The 18,814-nt window shown below is 66.3% G+C and carries 18 protein-coding genes and 3 pseudogenes; 13 read left to right on the forward strand and 8 right to left on the reverse strand.

Features of this window, described 5'->3' with window-relative positions; genetic code table 11:
* The first annotated feature begins 12 nt into the window (after positions 1 to 12).
* The 3 genes from OG203_RS10830 (at position 13) to OG203_RS10840 (ending at position 1,593) form a co-directional block, all read left to right on the forward strand.
* Complete coding sequence (locus OG203_RS10830; protein WP_405165541.1) at positions 13 to 774, forward strand: hypothetical protein; 762 nt, start codon at positions 13 to 15, stop codon at positions 772 to 774.
* Between the two features lie 55 nt (positions 775 to 829).
* Positions 830 to 1,048, forward strand: coding sequence for a hypothetical protein (locus OG203_RS10835; RefSeq protein ID WP_405165542.1), 219 nt, complete (start codon positions 830 to 832; stop codon positions 1,046 to 1,048).
* A gap of 236 nt (positions 1,049 to 1,284) precedes the next feature.
* The gene (locus OG203_RS10840) at positions 1,285 to 1,593 is read left to right on the forward strand and encodes a hypothetical protein (RefSeq protein ID WP_405165543.1); all 309 of its coding nucleotides are present in this window, start codon (positions 1,285 to 1,287) and stop codon (positions 1,591 to 1,593) included.
* A 278-nt stretch (positions 1,594 to 1,871) separates the two neighbouring features.
* On the opposite strand, the gene OG203_RS10845 is transcribed toward OG203_RS10840, so the two are convergent.
* The 3 genes from OG203_RS10845 to OG203_RS10855 are packed head-to-tail and all read right to left on the reverse strand — an operon-like array spanning position 1,872 to position 4,976.
* Positions 1,872 to 3,533 carry a tyrosine-type recombinase/integrase gene (locus tag OG203_RS10845; protein WP_405165544.1) on the reverse strand — a complete coding sequence of 554 codons (1,662 nt, stop codon included), beginning with the start codon at positions 3,531 to 3,533 and terminating at the stop codon, positions 1,872 to 1,874.
* Positions 3,534 to 3,578: 45 nt separating this feature from the next.
* On the reverse strand, positions 3,579 to 3,902 hold the full coding sequence (locus OG203_RS10850; protein WP_405165545.1) for a helix-turn-helix domain-containing protein: 324 nt from the start codon (positions 3,900 to 3,902) through the stop codon (positions 3,579 to 3,581).
* Positions 3,903 to 4,976, reverse strand: coding sequence for a tyrosine-type recombinase/integrase (locus OG203_RS10855; protein WP_405165546.1), 1,074 nt, complete (start codon positions 4,974 to 4,976; stop codon positions 3,903 to 3,905).
* Between the two features lie 237 nt (positions 4,977 to 5,213).
* Here OG203_RS10855 and OG203_RS10860 point away from each other — a divergent pair, with 237 nt between their 5' ends.
* The 3 genes and pseudogenes from OG203_RS10860 (at position 5,214) to OG203_RS10870 (ending at position 8,148) form a co-directional block, all read left to right on the forward strand.
* Positions 5,214 to 6,689 (forward strand): hypothetical protein, encoded by a 1,476-nt coding sequence (locus tag OG203_RS10860; protein ID WP_405165547.1) that lies wholly within the window; start codon positions 5,214 to 5,216, stop codon positions 6,687 to 6,689.
* Between the two features lie 129 nt (positions 6,690 to 6,818).
* A pseudogene (locus OG203_RS10865) lies at positions 6,819 to 6,902 on the forward strand (hypothetical protein); the annotation flags it as partial.
* A 1-nt stretch (position 6,903) separates the two neighbouring features.
* Complete coding sequence (locus OG203_RS10870; protein ID WP_405165548.1) at positions 6,904 to 8,148, forward strand: bifunctional DNA primase/polymerase; 1,245 nt, start codon at positions 6,904 to 6,906, stop codon at positions 8,146 to 8,148.
* A gap of 51 nt (positions 8,149 to 8,199) precedes the next feature.
* Here OG203_RS10870 and OG203_RS10875 read toward each other — a convergent pair whose 3' ends face one another.
* From OG203_RS10875 to OG203_RS10895, 5 genes are all read right to left on the reverse strand, one after another.
* Positions 8,200 to 8,808, reverse strand: coding sequence for an alpha/beta hydrolase fold domain-containing protein (locus OG203_RS10875; RefSeq protein ID WP_405167827.1), 609 nt, complete (start codon positions 8,806 to 8,808; stop codon positions 8,200 to 8,202).
* 177 nt (positions 8,809 to 8,985) lie between these two features.
* Positions 8,986 to 9,855, reverse strand: coding sequence for an LLM class flavin-dependent oxidoreductase (locus OG203_RS10880; RefSeq protein ID WP_405165549.1), 870 nt, complete (start codon positions 9,853 to 9,855; stop codon positions 8,986 to 8,988).
* A 111-nt stretch (positions 9,856 to 9,966) separates the two neighbouring features.
* The gene (locus tag OG203_RS10885; protein ID WP_405165550.1) at positions 9,967 to 11,007 is read right to left on the reverse strand and encodes an NAD(P)-dependent alcohol dehydrogenase; all 1,041 of its coding nucleotides are present in this window, start codon (positions 11,005 to 11,007) and stop codon (positions 9,967 to 9,969) included.
* A 33-nt stretch (positions 11,008 to 11,040) separates the two neighbouring features.
* Positions 11,041 to 12,678 (reverse strand): flavin-containing monooxygenase, encoded by a 1,638-nt coding sequence (locus tag OG203_RS10890; protein ID WP_405165551.1) that lies wholly within the window; start codon positions 12,676 to 12,678, stop codon positions 11,041 to 11,043.
* Positions 12,679 to 12,920: 242 nt separating this feature from the next.
* Entirely contained in the window at positions 12,921 to 14,429 is a 1,509-nt protein-coding gene (locus OG203_RS10895; RefSeq protein ID WP_405165552.1) for an FAD-dependent monooxygenase, read from the reverse strand.
* 83 nt (positions 14,430 to 14,512) lie between these two features.
* Between OG203_RS10895 and OG203_RS10900 the strand changes: the two genes are divergently transcribed.
* The 7 genes and pseudogenes from OG203_RS10900 to OG203_RS10930 all read left to right on the forward strand — a co-directional run bounded on the left by OG203_RS10900 (position 14,513) and on the right by OG203_RS10930 (position 18,605).
* Positions 14,513 to 15,133 (forward strand): TetR/AcrR family transcriptional regulator, encoded by a 621-nt coding sequence (locus tag OG203_RS10900; RefSeq protein WP_405165553.1) that lies wholly within the window; start codon positions 14,513 to 14,515, stop codon positions 15,131 to 15,133.
* Between the two features lie 411 nt (positions 15,134 to 15,544).
* Positions 15,545 to 15,682: pseudogene (locus OG203_RS10905) on the forward strand (hypothetical protein); the annotation flags it as partial.
* Between the two features lie 544 nt (positions 15,683 to 16,226).
* Positions 16,227 to 16,655 carry a DUF6262 family protein gene (locus OG203_RS10910; protein ID WP_405165554.1) on the forward strand — a complete coding sequence of 143 codons (429 nt, stop codon included), beginning with the start codon at positions 16,227 to 16,229 and terminating at the stop codon, positions 16,653 to 16,655.
* 127 nt (positions 16,656 to 16,782) lie between these two features.
* Positions 16,783 to 17,580: a hypothetical protein gene (locus tag OG203_RS10915; protein WP_405165555.1), complete on the forward strand. Its 798-nt coding sequence runs from the start codon at positions 16,783 to 16,785 to the stop codon at positions 17,578 to 17,580.
* 59 nt (positions 17,581 to 17,639) lie between these two features.
* Positions 17,640 to 17,816 (forward strand): annotated as a pseudogene (locus tag OG203_RS10920) (bifunctional DNA primase/polymerase); the annotation flags it as partial.
* Between the two features lie 3 nt (positions 17,817 to 17,819).
* A complete protein-coding gene (locus OG203_RS10925; protein ID WP_405165556.1) occupies positions 17,820 to 18,179 on the forward strand; it encodes a hypothetical protein in 360 nt (119 codons plus the stop codon).
* 69 nt (positions 18,180 to 18,248) lie between these two features.
* Complete coding sequence (locus OG203_RS10930; RefSeq protein ID WP_405165557.1) at positions 18,249 to 18,605, forward strand: YraN family protein; 357 nt, start codon at positions 18,249 to 18,251, stop codon at positions 18,603 to 18,605.
* The last annotated feature ends 209 nt before the right edge of the window (positions 18,606 to 18,814 follow it).

Genomic DNA, 18,814 nt, shown 5'->3' on the forward strand with positions numbered 1-18,814 from the left:
GGGACCGCGGTCATGGACGGCATCCGCCAAGTCGACGTCGATGTCGATATCCGCTCGTGTGATCTGAGCGATTCATCGATGCGCTGCAAGGTCTACTCACCGCAGGTCGCGACATTGGCACCGCATTTCCTGGCCAACTATCGCAACCCGTTCGCCAACAGCGACCTCGACGCCGACCGCCGCCGCGTCGCCGGTGAGTTGGATCGATGGCGGCCGATCGCCGCCCGCGAAGGTATGGGCTACGCCCCCGGCCACGAGCCAGTCATCACCGCAGGGTTCCGGTTCTCCAACTCCGAAACCGGCCACCACGCCATCACCTTGAAACCAGAATTAGTAGTCCAGATCTGCGGTAACGGACTAACGCTGCCACTGTTCACCTACCGCAAGAACCACATCGGCGAGAAACTCGACACCGGCACCATCAGCTGGTCGCAGGACACCTACCGCAAAGAACTCGCGGTCATCACAGCCAAGACCCGCGACAAGGTCAGCGAATGGCTCTCCACGGACTTCCTCAACGCCCGCATCGATGAACTCGAAGCCCAAGCCGGGGCCCCAGTCACCCAGCCCGACAAGACGATCGAGGTCCTGGGCAAGAAGCTCGGGTTCACCGAGGCCGAACGCAGCGGGGTCCTGTCGCACTTCATCGCCGGCGGCCAGCTCACCGCGGCAGGGATCGCCAACGCGGTCACCAGTTACAGCCAAACCGTCGCCGACCCGGACCGCGCAGACTCCCTCGACGATCTGGCCGTGCAGGCCATGAGCCTGGCCTGAAACCCACTGCGGCTCTCCATTTTTCAACCATCACCAACACAGGAGGTAACAACTGATGACCGACACCATCACCCGCGAGGAATTCGATCGCCGCGCCCATTTCGGTGACGCCGGAACCACATCCGTCCTCAACGAGGCGGAGCTAGCGCGCTGGCGCGAGCAGTATCCGGACTGGAAGGGCAAATACTGGTCATATTCTCCCGTCGCTGACGATGACCGGTTGCTGCGTGTACAGCCGGTCAACGTCGCCGCCCGCCTCAAGGCTCGGCGATGAATCGCCGCGCGGGCCTGCTTGCGCACGAGCAACGAGCGCGTCGACGGCGCACACGGCGCCGAGTGCTCGGGTCGGCACTGCCCAGTGCCGCCCAAGTGATCAGTATCAGCTCCCATGCGCTCAGCACCGTCACTGTCGGTGATCCCGAAATCTTGCGTTCGATAAGGGATTTGGCGGCCATTGGCTGGCACAGTCACTACTTCGACTATCCCGGAGCGGAGCCCGGTGCAGATGTCGTGACCGATTCGGAGCTCACTCACGACACTTTGATGGTGGGGCTCGATCGGCGCATTCGCCATCGGCTTCCGCACCGCCGTCGGCGCCGGGTAAAAGTGCACACCGAACCACTGGCCATGGTCATCGACCGACTGGTCTCACTCGCCATCACCCACAGCGTCCTCGCGGTCGCTGGTGATCGCTCTAGCGGAATCCATGAGCTCGACACCGCGCTGGCTGATCTCGCGCTCAGCTACGACCAGCTGCTGGCCGATCTCGTCGCCCGCCGACGACGACAGCCACGTTTCGCCATCAGCCGCGCCATCTAAAACCGTCCACCCCTTGAAGTAGGCACCGGACAGCTCCTAACTGCCCGGTGCCTACCTCTTTCACGATAGGAGCACCCCGCAATGACCACCACCATCGACACCCCGAAGGGCACCGATCCCGGCGACAACACCGACCTGCCTGCCGACACCGCTCAGGCAGGCACCGAGCCCGACACCACCGATTCGTCCGCACCGAGCCCGCAAGTCGAAGCGGCTTTCCTGAATCCGACCGACTTGGTGATCGCCGAGAACGTGCGGCTCACGTTCACCCTCGAAACTTACCGGAGTTCGTTGGAACCCAAGTGTTTTCGAGTCGAACCCAAGTGTGGATCTACCTCATTCTGGGGTGTGGGCACTTGGGTTGGCAAGGAACCTGGCCGTGCGGTGGCATGATCGTGAGCGAGTAGTTGCTGGGCGTTGGTGGCGTAGCGGATGGCGGTGGGTTCGGCGAGCCCGAAGACGGCAGCCATGTGTAGCGGATCGCCGCCGCAGGTGATCGCTTCGTCGAGTTGCCGATCGATTCGCAGTCGCTCCAGCTTCGCGGGTACTACGCCCAAGCGCCTGAAGAAGTTCGGGCTGACCGCGACAGTCCGTAGTGCGGTGGACTTGTTGATGAGCACATACGGATTGGCGGTGTTGGGCCAGCGGCGCCGCCGATGGTCGAGCCATTCGATGAGCACCTGGTGGGTGAGCTCGTCGAGCGGGCGGGTCCGCCCGTCGATGCTGATGCGCCGGTTGCCGAGATCGACATCGTCGAGTCGCAGGGCCTGGATGTGGCCGCGGCGGGCAGCATGCACTGCAGCCAACACGATGCACAGCTTCGCGTGCGGAGTGGTTGCGGCCTCGAGGACTGCGGCGATCTCCTCGCGCGAGAGTCGTTGCCAGATCGGCGGTGGCGGTTTCGTGATGCGTATCCGGGCGCACGGGTTGCGGAAGATCACCCCGTCGCGTTTGGCCCAGCCGAACAGCGACCGCAGCGTCACCATGATCAGATGGCGTTGGTTTCCGCGCACGGTGTCGAGGTGGGCCAGTACGTCGTCACGGGTGACCTCGCGCAAATGCTGGTAGCGGCTCGACCACTCCAGCAGCGCGGGACGCACTCCGTAGACATAGCCGAGTGCGGTGTGCGGCCGACGCGGCGGGCGGCGGGGTCCGCCGTGGCGGAGCAGGTGGGCCCAGCGCTCGACCTGGGCGGCGATTCCAGGGGCAAGATCGGCGAGTTTGGTCTCGAGCCAGGTGTCGAACACGTTCGGTCGATCGTCGACGAGCACGCCCATCCTCGACAGGACATCGATGACGTGGACCAAACCAGCCTTCCGCCCGCGCAGCACATCGTGAAATTCCGATACTCGCACGGTGTCGCCGTCGACGTGGTTGGCCAGCAGCATCACGAGGTTCCGATTGAGCGCCCGACGCGTCGCCGGTGAGAATCCGTGTGTCTCACTCATAGCCTCGGACAGGTGCAGCGCCCACGATAGCCATGAATTATTCGGTGGTGCAACTGATCTGAGATCGATGGTGCCGTAGCGGTAGGTACGTAGCAGGTCGGTGAACATGATCAGTTGCACCCCGTCAGGGCGCAGACGGCTTGCGAACGCGGCCGGCTCGAGCCGGGGCCCTTTCGCTCCGCGCCGCGCGGGTATGTGTGGTGGTTTGTGTCGGTGATACAGGTCGGCGAGGAACAGTTGGTGATAGCGCACCTGCGGGAGATAGGGAGCCAGCACAGCCTTGTCGCGAGGGTTGTCGGCCGTGACCGCGCGGTCCTCGACGGCCTGGCACCAGCACAGCCGGCAGTAGTCGTCTTTGAGTGGCATCCGCCGGTGGCAGGCGCCGCAGTCGCCGACTGGGTGCCGCCCGTCGGCGGAGAAGTTGTAGCAGGCCGTGCACACCCCTTGGGCATAGGTCAGGCCCCAGGCCAGACATTCGACGCAGCTGGTCACCGATCGGGCGATCCTCGGCCCGCTGCCGTTTCGTGTGACCACCGGTTACCGCGGTGGAATCGAACGTCCGTCGCGGCGGCGTGGGACCACGCGCGGTGGCGCGTTCACCACAGCCGGATCCGCATCGGCCCCAGCGTTGGGGCGCGTTACCGCGCTGGGCTCCGGAATCAGCAGTTCACCGACCTGGCACCCGAGCACCGCACACAGGACGTCCAGGTCGGCGAGTTTGATCGAGGCCGGCTGTCCGGACCACAGATGCGACATCTTGCCTGCCGAGATCACCAGGCCGTGCTGGGCCAGCTGACGCTGCAACTCGGAGGCTTGCCAGATACCGCGGTTAGCCGCGGCCAGGCGCAGGTTCCAGCGCATTCACATCAGTCCTTCCAGCCGCGTCGCGGCTCGCTGCTGACCGGCGATCCAAGCGTCCTCGATCCGGCTGCGGTGCACGTGGACATACCTCATCGTGGAAGCCACCCAGGCGTGCCCGTAGAGCTCCTGGATCGAAAACAAGTCCATCCCGTTCAGATAAAGCTGGCTGGCGCAAAAATGCCGCAGAACATGGGGAGTCAGCCGCCCGGCCCATCCCGGGAGGTGCGTCGCGGTCGCCTCGGCCAGTCCCGCCCGCAGTGTGTCGTAGCCGACCCGGCACCGCCCTCCAGTCGCAGACGCGCGTTCGGACAGCAGCAACGGCACGCCGTGGCGGGCTGGGTCATCGCCGAACTGACCCCACACGTCCTCGACATACCAGCGCAGGGTGCGGTCGGCACCGTTGATCAACGGCACCATCCGCTCCCGCGGCCCCGACCCGCGGGCGCCTTTCCCGACCCGGACGTGGAGCTTGCCGAATCGCCCCAGCTCCCAACGGATATCGGCCAAGTCCAGATGGCGGGCCTCGTTGACCCGCACCCCCACATCAGCCATCAACCGGGCTGCCGCATAATTGCGCGCGGCCGGCGCGAACTTCCGGCATGTCGCAAGCTCCTGCGCCCACCCAGTGAACAAGGTCCCGATCTCGGCTTCCGACGGCGGGATCCGTAACTTGGCGTCCTTGCGGCCGCGAGGACGGTTCATCTCATCGAGCGGGCACTCGATAACCCGGCCGGTCATCGCGTGCAGCTCGACCTTGTGCCGCAATTCCAGGAACTCGAAATACACCGACAGCGCCGCCGCGCGTGCCAACCGCGTCCCGGTCGGCGCGCCGCGCAGCTCGCGGCCGAAATAGCCGTCCGCGTCCGAAGGCTCCATCCCCCACAACGGGCGCCCGAACCACTCGCGGATCTGTCCCAGATTGCTCAGATCACCGCGGATCGTCGCATCCGTCAGCCCCGCCGCCGACCGCGCCAGCACCAGCCCCGCCAGCACATCGGTCTCGAACGCCTCCAGCTCCTCCGGCGACGCCGCCGGTCGATGCACCCGTAGATCCTGAACCACAGCAACAGCCAACCCACGCTCCTTGCCTTCGGAACATGCGAGAGGAGATCGACCCTGATGAGATCACTTCAGAAATCCCGAAGCAACTTCGACACACCGACCAAGCTGCAGAAACCAGCAAACCCCCGGCCCGTGGCTCCCCCGACCCGCGGAACCTAATCGAACTCAAGTGATGTCGTATTCGACCATCCCAAATACAAGGCATCGATCGGCGAGCGCGGCATCTTGTTGCCGATCAAGGCAGAACGGATGCCCGACGGCACTATCGAGGTCCGTGACGGCCAGCTACGGACCCTGATCGCGCTCGAGCTCGGGCTCACACGGGTGCCGGTGTGGATCACTACGGCTGCCGATCCCGGCACCGCGGAAGCCGAGATCACCCGCATCAGCGATCAGATCACGGTCAACGACCGCCGTATCCCGCTCACCGATGGCGATCGCGCCGCCGGCATCGCCCAGATGCTCGACTTCGGCGCCTCGGTCACCCGGGTCGCGCGTGAGCTGCAAACCGACCGCGAAGAGGTCAAACTCGCCGAGAAGGTCGGCCACTCGCCAACCGCTCGACAGATCGTGGACGAAGGGCAACTCGACTTCGAGCAGGCCGCTATCCTGGCCGATTACGACGTCGTCGGCGACACCGACGCGGTGCAGCATTTGCTCAACACCCCACCCAGCATGTTCACCTTCGAAGCACGCCGCATCGCCAACCAACGCGAGGAACGCCGCAAACTGCTGCAGGCCTCACTGCCCTACGCCGCAGCCGGGTTCACCATCCTCACCCACGACCTCGACTACGCCGACCCCAAATTCCTCTCTGCCACGCGCTTGTACACCGCCGACGATCAGCCCGTCAGCTTGGCCCAGATTCAGGCCGAACCGCAGCGGTGGGCGGTCTATTGCGATCTGCTCGAAGACGTCGCGACCCTCGACCGCGAAACCGGCGAACCAGTAGATCCCGACACGGTCGACTGGGCCACCGCACGCTATCCCGATGCCACACCCACCCAGGGCATGCGCCACGCTCGCGAAGTCGAACAACACGACCTGTGGGATGCCTACTACTACCTACCCACCGACCAACTCGACGCCGCCGGGCTCCACGAACTCACCGACACCATCGAACCCGACACGGTCACCGATCTCAGCGACCGTCACGAGGCCGACTCGAGCGACACCGCGCCCGCCGAGGACGATCCTGACGCTGCGGCACGCGCGGAGGCGCTCGCCCAACAGAGAGCCGAAGCGCGAGCCCGGGCCGAGGAAGAACGCCGCCAACGCGAACTCGCCGAGCAGCGCGCGACTGAGCTCGACAAACTCGGCAAAGCAGCAATGGAAGCACGACGGGACTTCCTGCAGAAGCTGCTGTCCCGCAACAACGACCCTCCCCAACAAGCGTCGTCGTTCGTCGTCACCTCCGTCATCACCGAGCCCGGCTTACTCGACAGCCACGACGCAACGGTCCTCGCGATGGATCTACTGGGCGTCAAGGGATGGCGTTCAGAACTGCTGAGCAGCATCGAGAACGCCCGACCCCCGCGGTGCCGGGTCGTGCTGCTCGCGCTGGTGCTCGCCGCCTGTGAGCAGCGCACCGGCAAGAAGGCCTGGCGCTACGACGACCCCAGAGTCCAGCGCTACCTGCGATTCCTCGCCGAGATCGGGCACACCCTCACCCCCATCGAGCAAGTCGCGGTCGGCGACCGCGACCCCGACTGCATCGAAATCTGACCGACCCACCCCACCCTCACATTCGCAGCGGCGCACGGCCACCACGGCGCGCGCCGCTGCCTTTCATCGCACCCACACTTTCCCAGGAGGATTCCCGTGTCTGCGGCCAATCCGTTGCGCGAAGCGGCGATGCGCGCCGCAGGGCGCGGCTGGTACGTCTTCCCGCTGCGTCCCAACGCCAAAACCCCAGCCCTCCAAGGCGACTGGTCAGGCCATGCCACCACCGATCCCGACCAGATCCGGCGCTGGTGGAACGAGAACCCGCGCCGCAACCGCCATCGCCACCGGCCTCAGCGGCCTGCTGGTCATCGACATCGACATCGGCCGGGCCGATCCCGCGTCGGCCGTGCCCACCGCACAGCAGCTATTGGCCCGACTGGCGGCTATCACGGGTGATCCGTCCGCTGTGCACACCTTCGCGGTGCGGACTCCGTCGGTTATCAACGGGTTGGTTCGAGATCTCTTCAACGTCATCAACGACTGGAGCCAATGCGTCTATGCCTCGTTGATTCATTGCCATCAGGGGGTATGCAACAACGAATCCCGAACCCATCGCGCCACCAGGATCGGAGGATCGATGATCAGGAATTCCGCTCTGCTCCACGCGGCTTTGGCTGCGGCAGGCCGTGGTTGGAGCGTTATCCCATTGATCCCACTCGGGAAGACTCCTGCGGTACGCGGTTGGGAAGATCGGGCCACCACCGATCCCGATCGCATCCACCGGTACTGGGCCGACGGCGCGCGCAACAACATCGGCATCGTGACCGGAAAGTCGAGCCTGGTTGTCATCGACCTCGATGACAACCATGGCGGTCACGCGCCGAAGAGGTTCGCCGGTGCGCACCACGGTCGAGATGTGTTAGCGTTGCTGGCTGCTCGTGCTGGCGAAGAAGTACCGACCAATACCTTCACTGTGGCCACACCGACGGGGCTTCACCTGTACTTCCGGGCACCGACCGGGCTTGCGCTACGCAACACGACCGCCAAGCTGGGTTGGCGGATCGACACCCGCGCCCACGGCGGCTATGTCGTTGGGGCCGGTTCGGTCCTCAGGAACGGCAACTACCGGGTCGTTCGCGCAGAGCCTGTCGCTGAGCTGCCCGGGTGGCTTGCCGAGGCGCTGACACTGCCCGCGCCTCCCGGTCCCAGTCAGCCACTGCGGTTGCCCAGCACCCAAGCCGCTGCCTATGTCAGCGCGATCGTCGACAGCGAAACACGAGCCGTGACGGCCGCCGAAGTCGGTACGCGCCACATCATCCTGCTGAAGGCGGCACGCACCCTTGGCCGATTAGTGGGCGGCGGAGAGTTGACCGAGCACGACGCCAGGAACGCGATGATCGCGGCTTCGGCACCGCATGTCGGCACCGCCGGCTACACCACCGGTGAGGTGGAACGCACGATCGATGATGCCATCGCCTATGGCAAGCGGCTACCGCGGAGAATCAGGTCGAACATTTGACCTCCAGCAGTGTCTCGCCAGCGACCGAACGAACGCACGATATGCGGCTACTTATGGTGCGTCGGCGGTGCCCGGGCTGCGGAGGTGCTGACCGAGGAAGAGCGCGGCGCGGTCCAGGGCTTGGTCGGCTTCATCAAGTACGCCGTTGAAGGATTGGAACACGTGGGGCACGTCGGCGGTGATGTCGAGGATGACATCCACGTCGGCTGCGCGGGCGCGGGCGGCCAGGCGCGTCGAGTCGTCCAGCATCATTTCGTTGGCGCCTGCCAGCAGCAGTATCGGCGGAAAGCCTCTGAGATCGGCGAGGACCGCCGGGCTGAGCAGCGGCTGGTGGGGGTCCTGCCCGGCGAGGTACATGCCGGCGGTGCGTTCGAGGCTCTCGCGGGTGAACAGCGGGTCGATGCCAGCCTTGGTGTCGATGCTCTCGCCGGTGCGAGTCGTGTCCAAGCCCGCGGAGAACGCGACGATGGCGGCGGGTAGCGGCAATCCCGCGTCGCGCGCTGCGAGGCATGTAGTGATGGTCAGGCCGCCCCCGGCGGAATCACCGGCGAACGCGATGGCCGAGGGATCCTCGCCGCTGTCGAGCAGGGCGCGGTACGCGCTCAGGGTGTCCTCGATCGCAGCCGGGAAGGGATGTTCGGGGGCCAGCCGGTAGTCCAGCGAGAAGGCGCCGGAATCCGGTCCGGGTTACCAGGTTCGCGGTCAGTGACGTCGCCGTCTGCGGGGAGCCGTAAACCCAGCCGCCGCCGTGAAAGTACAGGATTGTCCCGGGTCGCGGGGGCGTGGCCGGTTCGACCAGTACCCAGCGCAAGTCGGCATTGTGATAGATCGCCCAGCTCAGAGGACCGCGTCGGCGAGGCGTTCGATGTCGTCGAGGTCGTCGGTGCCGGTGTTGAAGATGATGTCGGTGGCTCCGATATCGGCGAACGACGACAGTGCCTGCTCGAGCTTCTCCGGTGAGTCGCATACCGTGCCGGTGACCAAGGCGGCTGTTTCCGCGCCCTTGGCGATGTAGTAGTCGTGGATGTTCCGCTTGCCCGCGTCACCGTCTCCGAGGGCGAAGTACACGAGCGCGACCAGTCGCGGTTCGCCCGCGCGGCCGACCCGCTGCCAGGCGTCGCGGGCCGCGTCGAAGCTCGGGCGCACCGACGACACCGGTAGCGAAAAGCCGATGTAGCCCTCGCCCCAGCGCGCCATCCGGTTCAGCGCGGCCGGTGCGGAGCCGCCGAACAACAAAGGCACCTGACGGGTGCCCGCCGGCACCGCCGGGTTCGGGCCACCGCCGACCGGTTCGCCGAGCCAGACCGAGCGGAACGTCTCTAGGTCCCGATCCAGCCGTGCGCCTCGACCGCGGGGGCCGTACCCGTCGGCAATGAAATCGTCCTCGCGCGCGCCGCCGACACCCAGTCCGGCGGTCAGTCGGCCGCCGGACACACCATCGATGCCGGCGAGTTCCTTGGCCAGCAAGGTCGAAGGCCATGTGGGAGCGACCAATACGTTACTGATCAGCTCGACCCGGCTGGTCACGGCGGCGGCCGCGCTGAGCGCGACGGTGTCGGCGACTCCCGGGTAGGCGTTGCGGCCGACCGTACCCAGGCTGCGGAAGCCCGCCTGCTCGGCCCGTTGCGCCCAGGCCGGAATAACCCGGGGGCGCACGTCACGAACTTGGTTCGGCAGTCCGATACCGATTCTCATGGTGTCACTCACTTCGGATAGTGTTGTGGTTGAACGTTTTTCGGTGTTGCGCCGCCGGTTCGAGCACGACCCGCGGACCAGGCCGGCGGTGTTTTCCGGAATGCGCGGGGCTGCGTCGGCCGATCAGCAGTTGGGCAGGACCACCGCGCGGCCGGTGACCTTTCCCGCGCGCAGCCGTTCGTACGCGAGCGGGGCCCCGTCGAGGGTGTAGGTTTCGGTGCGAACGGACAGCGCACCCGCTCGGGCGAGGGCGATCACCTCGATGAGGTCGCCACGGGTACCCCAATACGGGGCGTAAGCACTCATGCCGGGCGGGACCAGCATGAAACCCATCCGCATCGCGCCGCCGCCGAGTCCGACATTGAGCACCCGTGCCTGCGCAGCGGCGGACGCGACGGCGATGCGGCCGGTCGCTTCCACCCCGACGAAGTCGAACACGGCTTCGGCGCCGAGGCCACCGGTGCGCGCGCGGATCGCCGCGGGCGCGGACTCGTCCGACACCAGCGCCTCGTGCGCGCCGACCTCCCCGGCGAGGGCCAGCTTGTCCTCGCTCACGTCGAGTGCGACGACCCGCGCCGGGGTGAGCGCGCGCAACAGCTGGATCGCCACATGACCCAGGCCGCCGACGCCGATCACCACCGCGGTCGAGCCCGGTACCAGCGCGGGCAATGCCCACTTGACGGCGTGGTACGGCGTCAGGCCGGCGTCGGTGAGCGACACGGCGGCCACCGGGTCGAGCCCGTCGAAGGGCACCAGGTGGCGCACGTCGTCGACGAGCAGGTACTGCGCGAGGGCGCCTGGAGCGCCCAGCCCTGGAGAACCGATGCCCAGCCGTCGGGTGTGCGGGCAGTAGTTCTCCCGACCCGCCGCGCACGCGGCGCAGAGACCGCAGCCCCACGGCCCGTAGACGGCGACGCTGTCGCCGATCCGCACCCCGGTCGTGCCCGCGCCGAGCGCCGCCACCGTGCCAACGCCCTCGTGGCCGAGGGTCAACGGCAGCGGGAACCTCAGCCGCTCCGCGGTCAGGTTCATCAGGGTGAGGTCGGAGTGGCACAGGCCGGCCGCGGTGACCTGCACCACGACCTGGCCTGGGCCCGGCTCGGGATCGGGAATCTCGACCACTTCGGGCGCCGCGCCGACGCTGCGGTATTGAACTGCCTTCATGAGAATCTCGCCTTCGTCTTGCGGAGCCGCCGGTCACCCGGCGGTGAGGACGAACCCGTCGTAGCCCGCCGCGGCAACGGCGTCGCACCGCTTGCGGTACGCGCCCAAGCCCCCGGCGTAGGGCATGAACACGCGCGGTTTACCCGGCACATTGGCACCCAGGTACCAGGTACTGGCCTCGGAGTAGAGCAGTGCATTGCTCACGTCGTTGACGTGGTGCACCCAATCCCGCTCGGCCCGCTCGGTCGCCTCGACCGCGACCACGCCCCGCTCGCGGGCATAGCCGATGCAGTCGGCGATCCACTCCACGTGCTGCTCGATCGACATCACCATGTTGGTCAAGACCGACGGGCTGCCGGGCCCGGCGACCAAGAACAGGTTGGGGAAACCAGCGCTCTGCAGGCCCAGGTAGGTGATCGGCCCTGCCGACCACTTGTCACGCAGGGTGCGTCCGCTCCGGCCGCGGATGTCGATGGCGGCCAGGCTGCCGGTCATCGCGTCGAACCCGGTGGCGAATACGATCGCGTCGACCTCGTGCTCGGTGCCGCCGACCACCACACCGCGCGCGCTGAGCCGCTCGATCGGATTCTCGCTCACGTCGACCAGACGGACGTTGTCGCGGTTGTAGGTCGCGTAGTAGCCGGTGTGCAGACAGGGGCGTTTGGCCCCGAACGGATAGCCGCGCGGGCACAGTCGCTCGGCGGTGTCCGGGTCGTCGACGATCTCGCGGATCTTGCCCCGGACGAAGTCGGCGACCTGATCGTTGACCGTCCGGTCGGTCATCACATCGCGGTAGCTGGTGGTCAGGCCGGACAGCGTGCCTGCCGCCCAGATCTCCTCGAACACCTGCTGCCGCTGGTCAGCAGTCGCGTCCAGCGCGCTGGTGCTGCCCTCGGCGATCCTGGACATGCCGACGATGCCGTGGCGGGCCCTGTCGCGCAGCTCGGGGTAATGCGCCTTGAGCTCGTCGAGCTCACCGGGCTCGAGGTCGCGGTTGCGGGCGGGAATCGCGAAGGCGGCGGTGCGCTGGAAGACGGTGAGCCGGGCGGCCTGCTCGGCGATGATCGGGATGGACTGGATACCGGAGGAGCCCGTGCCGATCACGGCGACCCGCTTGCCGGTGAAGTCCACTCCACCGACCGGCCAGTGCGCGGTGTGGAACCACTCGCCGGCGAAGTCGCCGATGCCGTCGATGGCGGGCAGCTGGGCAGACGACAGGCAGCCGGTGGCCATGACACACCAGGTGGCCCGGTACGCCTGGCCCCGCTCGGTGCACACCGTCCACAACGTCGCCGCCTCGTCGTAGTGTGCGCTGGTGACGCGGGTGCTCAGCCGGATGTCGCGGCGCAGCCCGAAGCGGTCGGCGACATGGTCGAGGTAGCGCAGCAGCTCGGGCTGCGCCGGGTAGCGTTCGCTCCATTCCCACTCCTGCAGGTCCGCACTGAAAGAATAGGAATAGTCGAAGCCCTCGACGTCGACCCGTGCGCCGGGGTAGCGGTTCCAGTACCAGGTGCCCCCGACTCCGTCGCCGGCTTCCAGGACCACCGCGTTCAGGCCGGTTTCGCGCAGCTTGTGCAGCATGTACAGCCCGGAGAATCCGGCGCCGACGATCACGGCGTCGACCCGGGTCGGCACCGTGGCCTCTCTGCTTCCGGCGAGGTTGCTGGACATGGGAACTCCGTTCGTGCGCATGGAAATAGAAGTCACTCATGACCGAACTCTCAAGCACCGCGCGACGGATGCGCTGCCTGCCATCGGCCACGGATGTTCAACATCGGGCCACCACCTGCTCCGTCGCAGGCAGCCTGCCCCGCGCCGAACCGAGCGCGGCCGATACGGCGAGCGTGTCCATTCGCACCCGCTGGCGTCGAGACCCGGACAAGCAGGTTCGCAGCGGGCTGCCGACGGCGGAATCAGTGGAACGCGGCGAGATACTTCGTGACGGCACCGAGGTCACCGGCATCGGAGATCAGCCCGATATAGCCGTCGGGGCGGATCAGGACGAGTGTTGTGTCGGTGGGATGATAGGCGGCCGCGAGATGGCCTGCGGTGTCGGCGATCTCGTCGTCGCCGGTCGGCTCGGCGACGACGTGGAGTATCCGCGGCTGGGGTCCGGAAAATGTCGTGGCCAGCCGGGGGCCGAAATGGAGGAGGGTGAAGCAGCCCCGACCGGTCAGGTCGAACAGGCGATGGATTGCGTCGGTCGCGGCCAAGTCGGTCGCGTCGGGAGCGCGGTCGCCGGCGCGCAGGACCGCCTGCTCGTCGCGGTCGTCGCTGACCAGGGCAGATCCGCGGTATCCCACGTCGAGTTCGATCGTGCTCGCGTCCCGCTCGATCGGGATCGCTCGGGTGCGAACGGTTTCGGCCAGGCGGGTGTTGGAGAGCGCGAGGACGTGCGCGGCGATGGGGCGACGTTCGGCCTCGTAGGAATCGAGCAGGGTGAGCGGGGCACCGTCGTTGACGATGGCGGCGAATTTCCAGGCGAGGTTGTGCGCGTCCTGAATTCCGGTGTTCATGCCCTGCCCTCCGGCAGGTGAGTGGATATGCGCCGCATCGCCGGCGAGGAACGCGTTCCCGACACGGTAGTGGTCGGCCAGACGGATGTTGGCGCGCCACACCGAGCTCCACTCGGGGGCGTGCAGGCGGATGTCAGTGCGGCCCGTTCGCTGCTCGAGGGTCGCCTGAAGGGCCGCGAGGCCGAGTCGGGGCTGCTCGCCCGGGGCAAGGCTGGCGGAGTACTGGAACAGATCCGTCGAGGGCAGTGGGCACAGGCTCAGGAAGCCGGTCGAGTGAGTCCAGCTCTGCCACGCATCACGATTCGCGCCGGAAACCGGAAGATCCGCCAAGACCATTCGGACGTCGTCGCGCGTTTCGCCGATGAAGGCTACCCCTGCCTGTGTGCGGACGACGCTGTGCCCGCCGTCTGCGCCGACGAGCCAGCGCGCGGCGATGGTCGTGGTCCTGCCACCGGTGACGATCTCGGCCGCGGCGGCGTCATCGGCCTGCGTGTAGCCGACCAGCGCGGTGTCGAATTCGACAGTGCCCCCGAGTTTTTCGAGCAAGAGCCGCAGTGCCTCCTCGACTCGCCACTGCGGCGTGATCAGGCTCGCCGCGTACGGGATGTCGGGCCGGTTCGCCAGCGACTCCGGGATCGCACCACCGTGTGCCACCCGGCCGTGGGGATCGATGGAGTCCATCGGCATGGCCATCCGGCCGTTGGCGATCACCCGCTCGGCGATGCCGAGGTCTTCGAAGATCTCGAGGGTGCGCGGTTGCACGCCCTTGCCGCGCGAACCCGGATGCGGACCGGGCTCCGAGTCGATCAGCCGGAACGCGACGCCGCTGCGTGCGAGTTCGACTGCCAGCGTCAGCCCTGTCGGCCCGGCGCCGACGATCAACACCGTGGTGCTCGATTGCTCCATCGAATCTCTCCATAAGAAAGTAAAACGTTTCTTGCAGCGTAGCTCTCGTTGCTAAGAAAGGCAAACCTTTCTAAGATGGGGCGGTGGCCATATCCGAGACGAATCCCGGGCAGTCGGTGAACCGGCGGCACGGAGCGGCGCTCGAGGCGGCGATCCTCGACGCCGGGTGGGATGAGCTGGCCGAGGTCGGCTATGCGCGTCTGACCATGGGATCGGTTGCCAGGCGCGCCCAGACCAGCGAGCCTGTCCTCTATCGGCGCTGGGCGAACAAGGATGAACTCGCGCTTGCCATTTTCGACCGCTACCGAGACACCCATCCGGTCGCCGTGCCTGACACCGGCGATCTGCGCACCGATCTGGTCCACTACCTGACCGCGCTCAGCGACTCCCTCGCCGGGTTCTTCGCTATCGCCGCAGGCGCGGCCTTCTCCGGGCTGCTCGCCGCCACCAGCCTGTCGCCCGCGCGAATCCGCGAACGGGCCATGGGCGAGCAAGCACCGCCACAGGCGCGAACCATCTACCGGCAGGCCGCGGCGCGGGGCGAACTCGACCTCGAAAACGTTGCGCCCGCGATACTGGCCCTGCCCTTCGACCTCGTGCGCCACGACCTGCTCATGGACCTCGAACCTCTGCGCATCGAACGCATCCACTCGATCGTCGATCAGATTTTCCTACCACTCATACGGGTCCACCGCACGAACTGAAGCCTCGGCACCGGATCAGCGATGCCTGACGAGGTATCCGACGTCGCCCGCCGGCACCAGATGGCCGTCACGCAGGATGGTCGGTCGTACCAGCAGGGTGGCGAACCGGTTCAGGTCCGCCTTGTAGGTCGGTGAGTGCGTAGCCCACCGGTCGGTCTCGCCACGCTGTTCAAGGAACGTCCACCACTGAGCGAGCGCGGTGCAATAGCCCCGGACGGTGTTCGGCGACCAAAGATGGCGGTGTGCCTCCACCCACTCCTCGACCGAACCGACCGTGCGGTGTGAACAATCGAGCACCGTCCAGGTCCGCTGCCCGGAGGAGGGCTGCACTGCCAACGCATTCGCCACGCACGACCTCATTTCGCTAAAGAACAGCTGGTCACAAAGGGTGCGGCAGCGAACTACAACAGGATGCTGAACAAATTCAGCGATATCGTCCAGATCAGCGACAGCAAGACACGACTCGTCCGGCTGGGCCACACCCACCGATTCCGTCACACCAAACTGACCCGTCTGGCCGAACTCGGGCTCCCCATCAAGGTTCTGCAACGCTACGCCGGGCACGCCACCCCGACAATGTCGATGCACTACATCGCCCAACGCGAGGAACACGCTGAACAGGCATTTCTGGCTACGGTCAAGTTCAAAGCCGACGGCACCCAGATCAGCTTCTCCCGCGAGGACCACGACGGCATGCGACTGTTCGACCGCGCCGACCGCATTCTCCCGCACGGATGGTGCCTGCTACCGCCCCTGCAAACCTGCGACAGGGGAAACGCTTGCCTGACCTGCTCGGTGTTCGTCACCGACCGAACCCACCAGGCCACCTTGGAGCAGCAACTCACCGACACCAGCGCACTCATTGCCCGCACCACCACAGCGTTCGAGGACCGCCACGGCACGCCCATGCCCGACGACAATGTCTGGCTTGCCCACCGGCGAGCCGAACAGGCAGCGCTGACACAGTTGCTGACCAAGCTGCCCGACCAACACGGGCGCGCACTCGAAGGGGCGGATGCGGCGCGGGGTCCGCCCCCGCGCACGGCCCGACCCGCATCGACCTCGACCTCACCCGCCACCGCAGGACCAGACCATGACCAGCGCCCGCGACCGCCGCATCGCCGTGCTCACCACAGCCGCGAAAACCAAGTCCCACAACAAAACCCGCGCCGCCGAACAAGCGATCCGGACACTGATCAAACGCCACGAACCCATCACCTTCCAAGGCGTCGGACGCGAGGCCGGCGTGTCTCACGCCTTCCTCTACAACCACCCCGAACTCCGCGGCCGCATCGAGACCCTCCGCAGCAAGTCTCAACCCAAACCCACAGCTTCCACGCCCCCGCCCGACTCCGAAAGCTCCCTCGTCCTGGCCCTCACCATCCAGATCAAACAGCTCAAACAGCAGCAGCGCCAACAGGTCGACGAGCTCCGCGGCGCACTCACACAGGCCCACGGCGAGAACCTCGACCTCCGCCGCGAACTCGCCCGGCGCGGCTGGACCGGCCAACAACATCGCTAACGAGCTCACACCTTGCGTTCATTCGCCATTTCGCAAGAGCCCCAATCAGATTCGCGCCTGGCTCCGGGCTGCTACCGTTCCTCGAAACCGAACGCAATCAGGCACAGCAGCGGACACCGGGGGAATTGTGGGTAAGGCGCGCAAGATAGGTCACCACCAGCGAGCCGCATTTGCCCTGATCTGCGACGACACACGGAAGGGGTTCTCCGAAGTCATCGACTTGATCCTCATCCACAACGAGAGGGTCGTGCGCGGCACCCAGCCACGGACAACACTGAACCCTTTCATGGCGTTGCTGAGCGTCGCGGCCTGGGAACGGCTCGTTGCCGACATCGGACTATTGGCACGGTCGATCGACCCGTCCGCCGTCGCTCCCGGCACGGTTGGAAGCCAAGGTTTCAACACCCTCGGCGCAGACGCCAACGGCGGACCCTCGATGGCCATCAGCACACTAACTGTGGCATCAGGGCAACAACTCCCCGACAGGTGGCGAATCCGTATCACAAGCCGCAGTCAAGGCAAGTTCCTGAAATTCGGCTACACCGCCGAAGGGCTCGATCCGCTGATGACCGAACTTGTTGACTGGTGGGTCCTGGTCCGGCACAAAGTTGCCCACCGCGGGCTGCCGCAGTTGCTCACCTGGCTCGAGAAAACGGATGCCCACGACGGCCAAACGATCAACACAAGGACAGCCCGCTCCGCGTTCACGCTGTTTTACAGCTCGCCGACCAGACGATCCGGACAATCTCCGAAGTGGCGGAGTTCGACAATCCGAACGAACTCTGGCTGCCCCCGATCTGGCTGGCCGGCACCGTTGCTCCTCGGCCGCGCGTCGCAGACCCCGATCAGCTCCGACTTTGGCACGGACGCTCTCTGGCGGTCTGACACCGGACTCCACCAAGACCTAACCACCGATAGTCGTTGATGCGATCGCAATATCGTCGCTACCAGCATAGATAGAGCCATCTTTCGCTCAAACCGCCGATAACGTCGGGCGGCGCGCACTTCTATTATCGCGCGCCGACCGTCCCGGAACTCGGCTGCTCGGTCGGGCGCATCGGGTCTCTGATCGATTCACGTGGACGTGGTGGATACGTCGTCGCCGCCGGTTCGCGCACACGAGCAGGAACCTATCGGCTCATCGATGCACGCCCGGTAGCCGAATTGCCCTCTGCACTGGTCGAGTTGCTGGCTCCGCCGCCACCCCAACCCCAGCCTTCGTCGGATCGCTCACCTGGGTATCCGAGTGCTTACCTCGCCGCGATCGTGGCCGACGAGGCCAGAGGTGTCGCTAATGCTGCGCCACGTACCCGCAATGCCACCCTCTTTCGCGCCGCCCTGGTGCTGGGACGACTCGTCGCCGCTGGCGAACTCACCGAACAACAGGTCCGCGCCGAACTCACCGCAGCCGCGGTCGAACACGTCGGTATCGACGGCTTCACCCACAACGAACTCGACCGCGCGATCACCAACGGCCTCGCCTACGGCGCCCGCCGACCTCGCCACCTCATCTCCGACCCCTGAACCACTAACAGCACACGCCCGCAACAGCACCCATCCAATCGCTCGCCTTGGGCAGAAAGGACCCGCGAGATGAAACCCGATCCGACACCGGAGATTCCTGCCGACGCACTCGTTGCCCGATACCTGATTGGTGCGGGGATGCAGATCCTCGCTCGCAATTGGCGCTGTCGCTACGGCGAGATCAGTCTCATCGCCCAAGACGCGGGCACCACCGTATTCGTCTACATACGCACACGCACCAGACCGCCTTTCCAAGTGCCACCCGAAGCGGTCAGCTTCACTAAACAGCAACGCTTGCGCCGCCTGTCGTTGTTGTGGTTGGCCGAACAAGAAGGGCCGTGGTGGCGAGTCCGATTCGATGTTGCCGCAGTGATTCTCGAACCTGGCTGTGAACCCGAAGTCCAGTATTTCCGTGCCGCGTTTTGAGCGGTGTCCGCAGTGGCTGTCGATCAGCCCCCAAGGGGATCAGAGCCGGGTCGGGTAAACCGGCGATGAACCCGCGCCGCGACGGGTGAGGGGACAAGCCTTCGCTGCGCTCAGGTCGCCTCCGGCGATCCCCCTACCCGCGGCGCGGAACCCTCGCCGGCCCTGCGGGCCCGACCCCACCTCTGATGGCACGGCCGCAGATCGACAGC

Source organism: Nocardia sp. NBC_01499, from assembly GCF_045040275.1.
Taxonomy (GTDB): domain Bacteria; phylum Actinomycetota; class Actinomycetes; order Mycobacteriales; family Mycobacteriaceae; genus Nocardia.

Bases quoted from the DNA above. Each gene is read 5' to 3' on its own strand.
- OG203_RS10830 (WP_405165541.1), top strand. From the start codon at position 13: ATGGACGGCATCCGCCAAGTCGACGTCGATGTCGATATCCGCTCGTGT.
- OG203_RS10835 (WP_405165542.1), top strand. From the start codon at position 830: ATGACCGACACCATCACCCGCGAGGAATTCGATCGCCGCGCCCATTTC.
- OG203_RS10850 (WP_405165545.1), bottom strand. From the start codon at position 3,902: ATGCGCTGGAACCTGCGCCTGGCCGCGGCTAACCGCGGTATCTGGCAA.
- OG203_RS10860 (WP_405165547.1), top strand. From the start codon at position 5,214: ATGCCCGACGGCACTATCGAGGTCCGTGACGGCCAGCTACGGACCCTG.
- OG203_RS10870 (WP_405165548.1), top strand. From the start codon at position 6,904: ATGCCACCACCGATCCCGACCAGATCCGGCGCTGGTGGAACGAGAACC.
- OG203_RS10885 (WP_405165550.1), bottom strand. From the start codon at position 11,007: ATGAAGGCAGTTCAATACCGCAGCGTCGGCGCGGCGCCCGAAGTGGTC.
- OG203_RS10890 (WP_405165551.1), bottom strand. From the start codon at position 12,678: ATGTCCAGCAACCTCGCCGGAAGCAGAGAGGCCACGGTGCCGACCCGG.
- OG203_RS10895 (WP_405165552.1), bottom strand. From the start codon at position 14,429: ATGGAGCAATCGAGCACCACGGTGTTGATCGTCGGCGCCGGGCCGACA.
- OG203_RS10910 (WP_405165554.1), top strand. From the start codon at position 16,227: ATGACCAGCGCCCGCGACCGCCGCATCGCCGTGCTCACCACAGCCGCG.
- OG203_RS10930 (WP_405165557.1), top strand. From the start codon at position 18,249: ATGAAACCCGATCCGACACCGGAGATTCCTGCCGACGCACTCGTTGCC.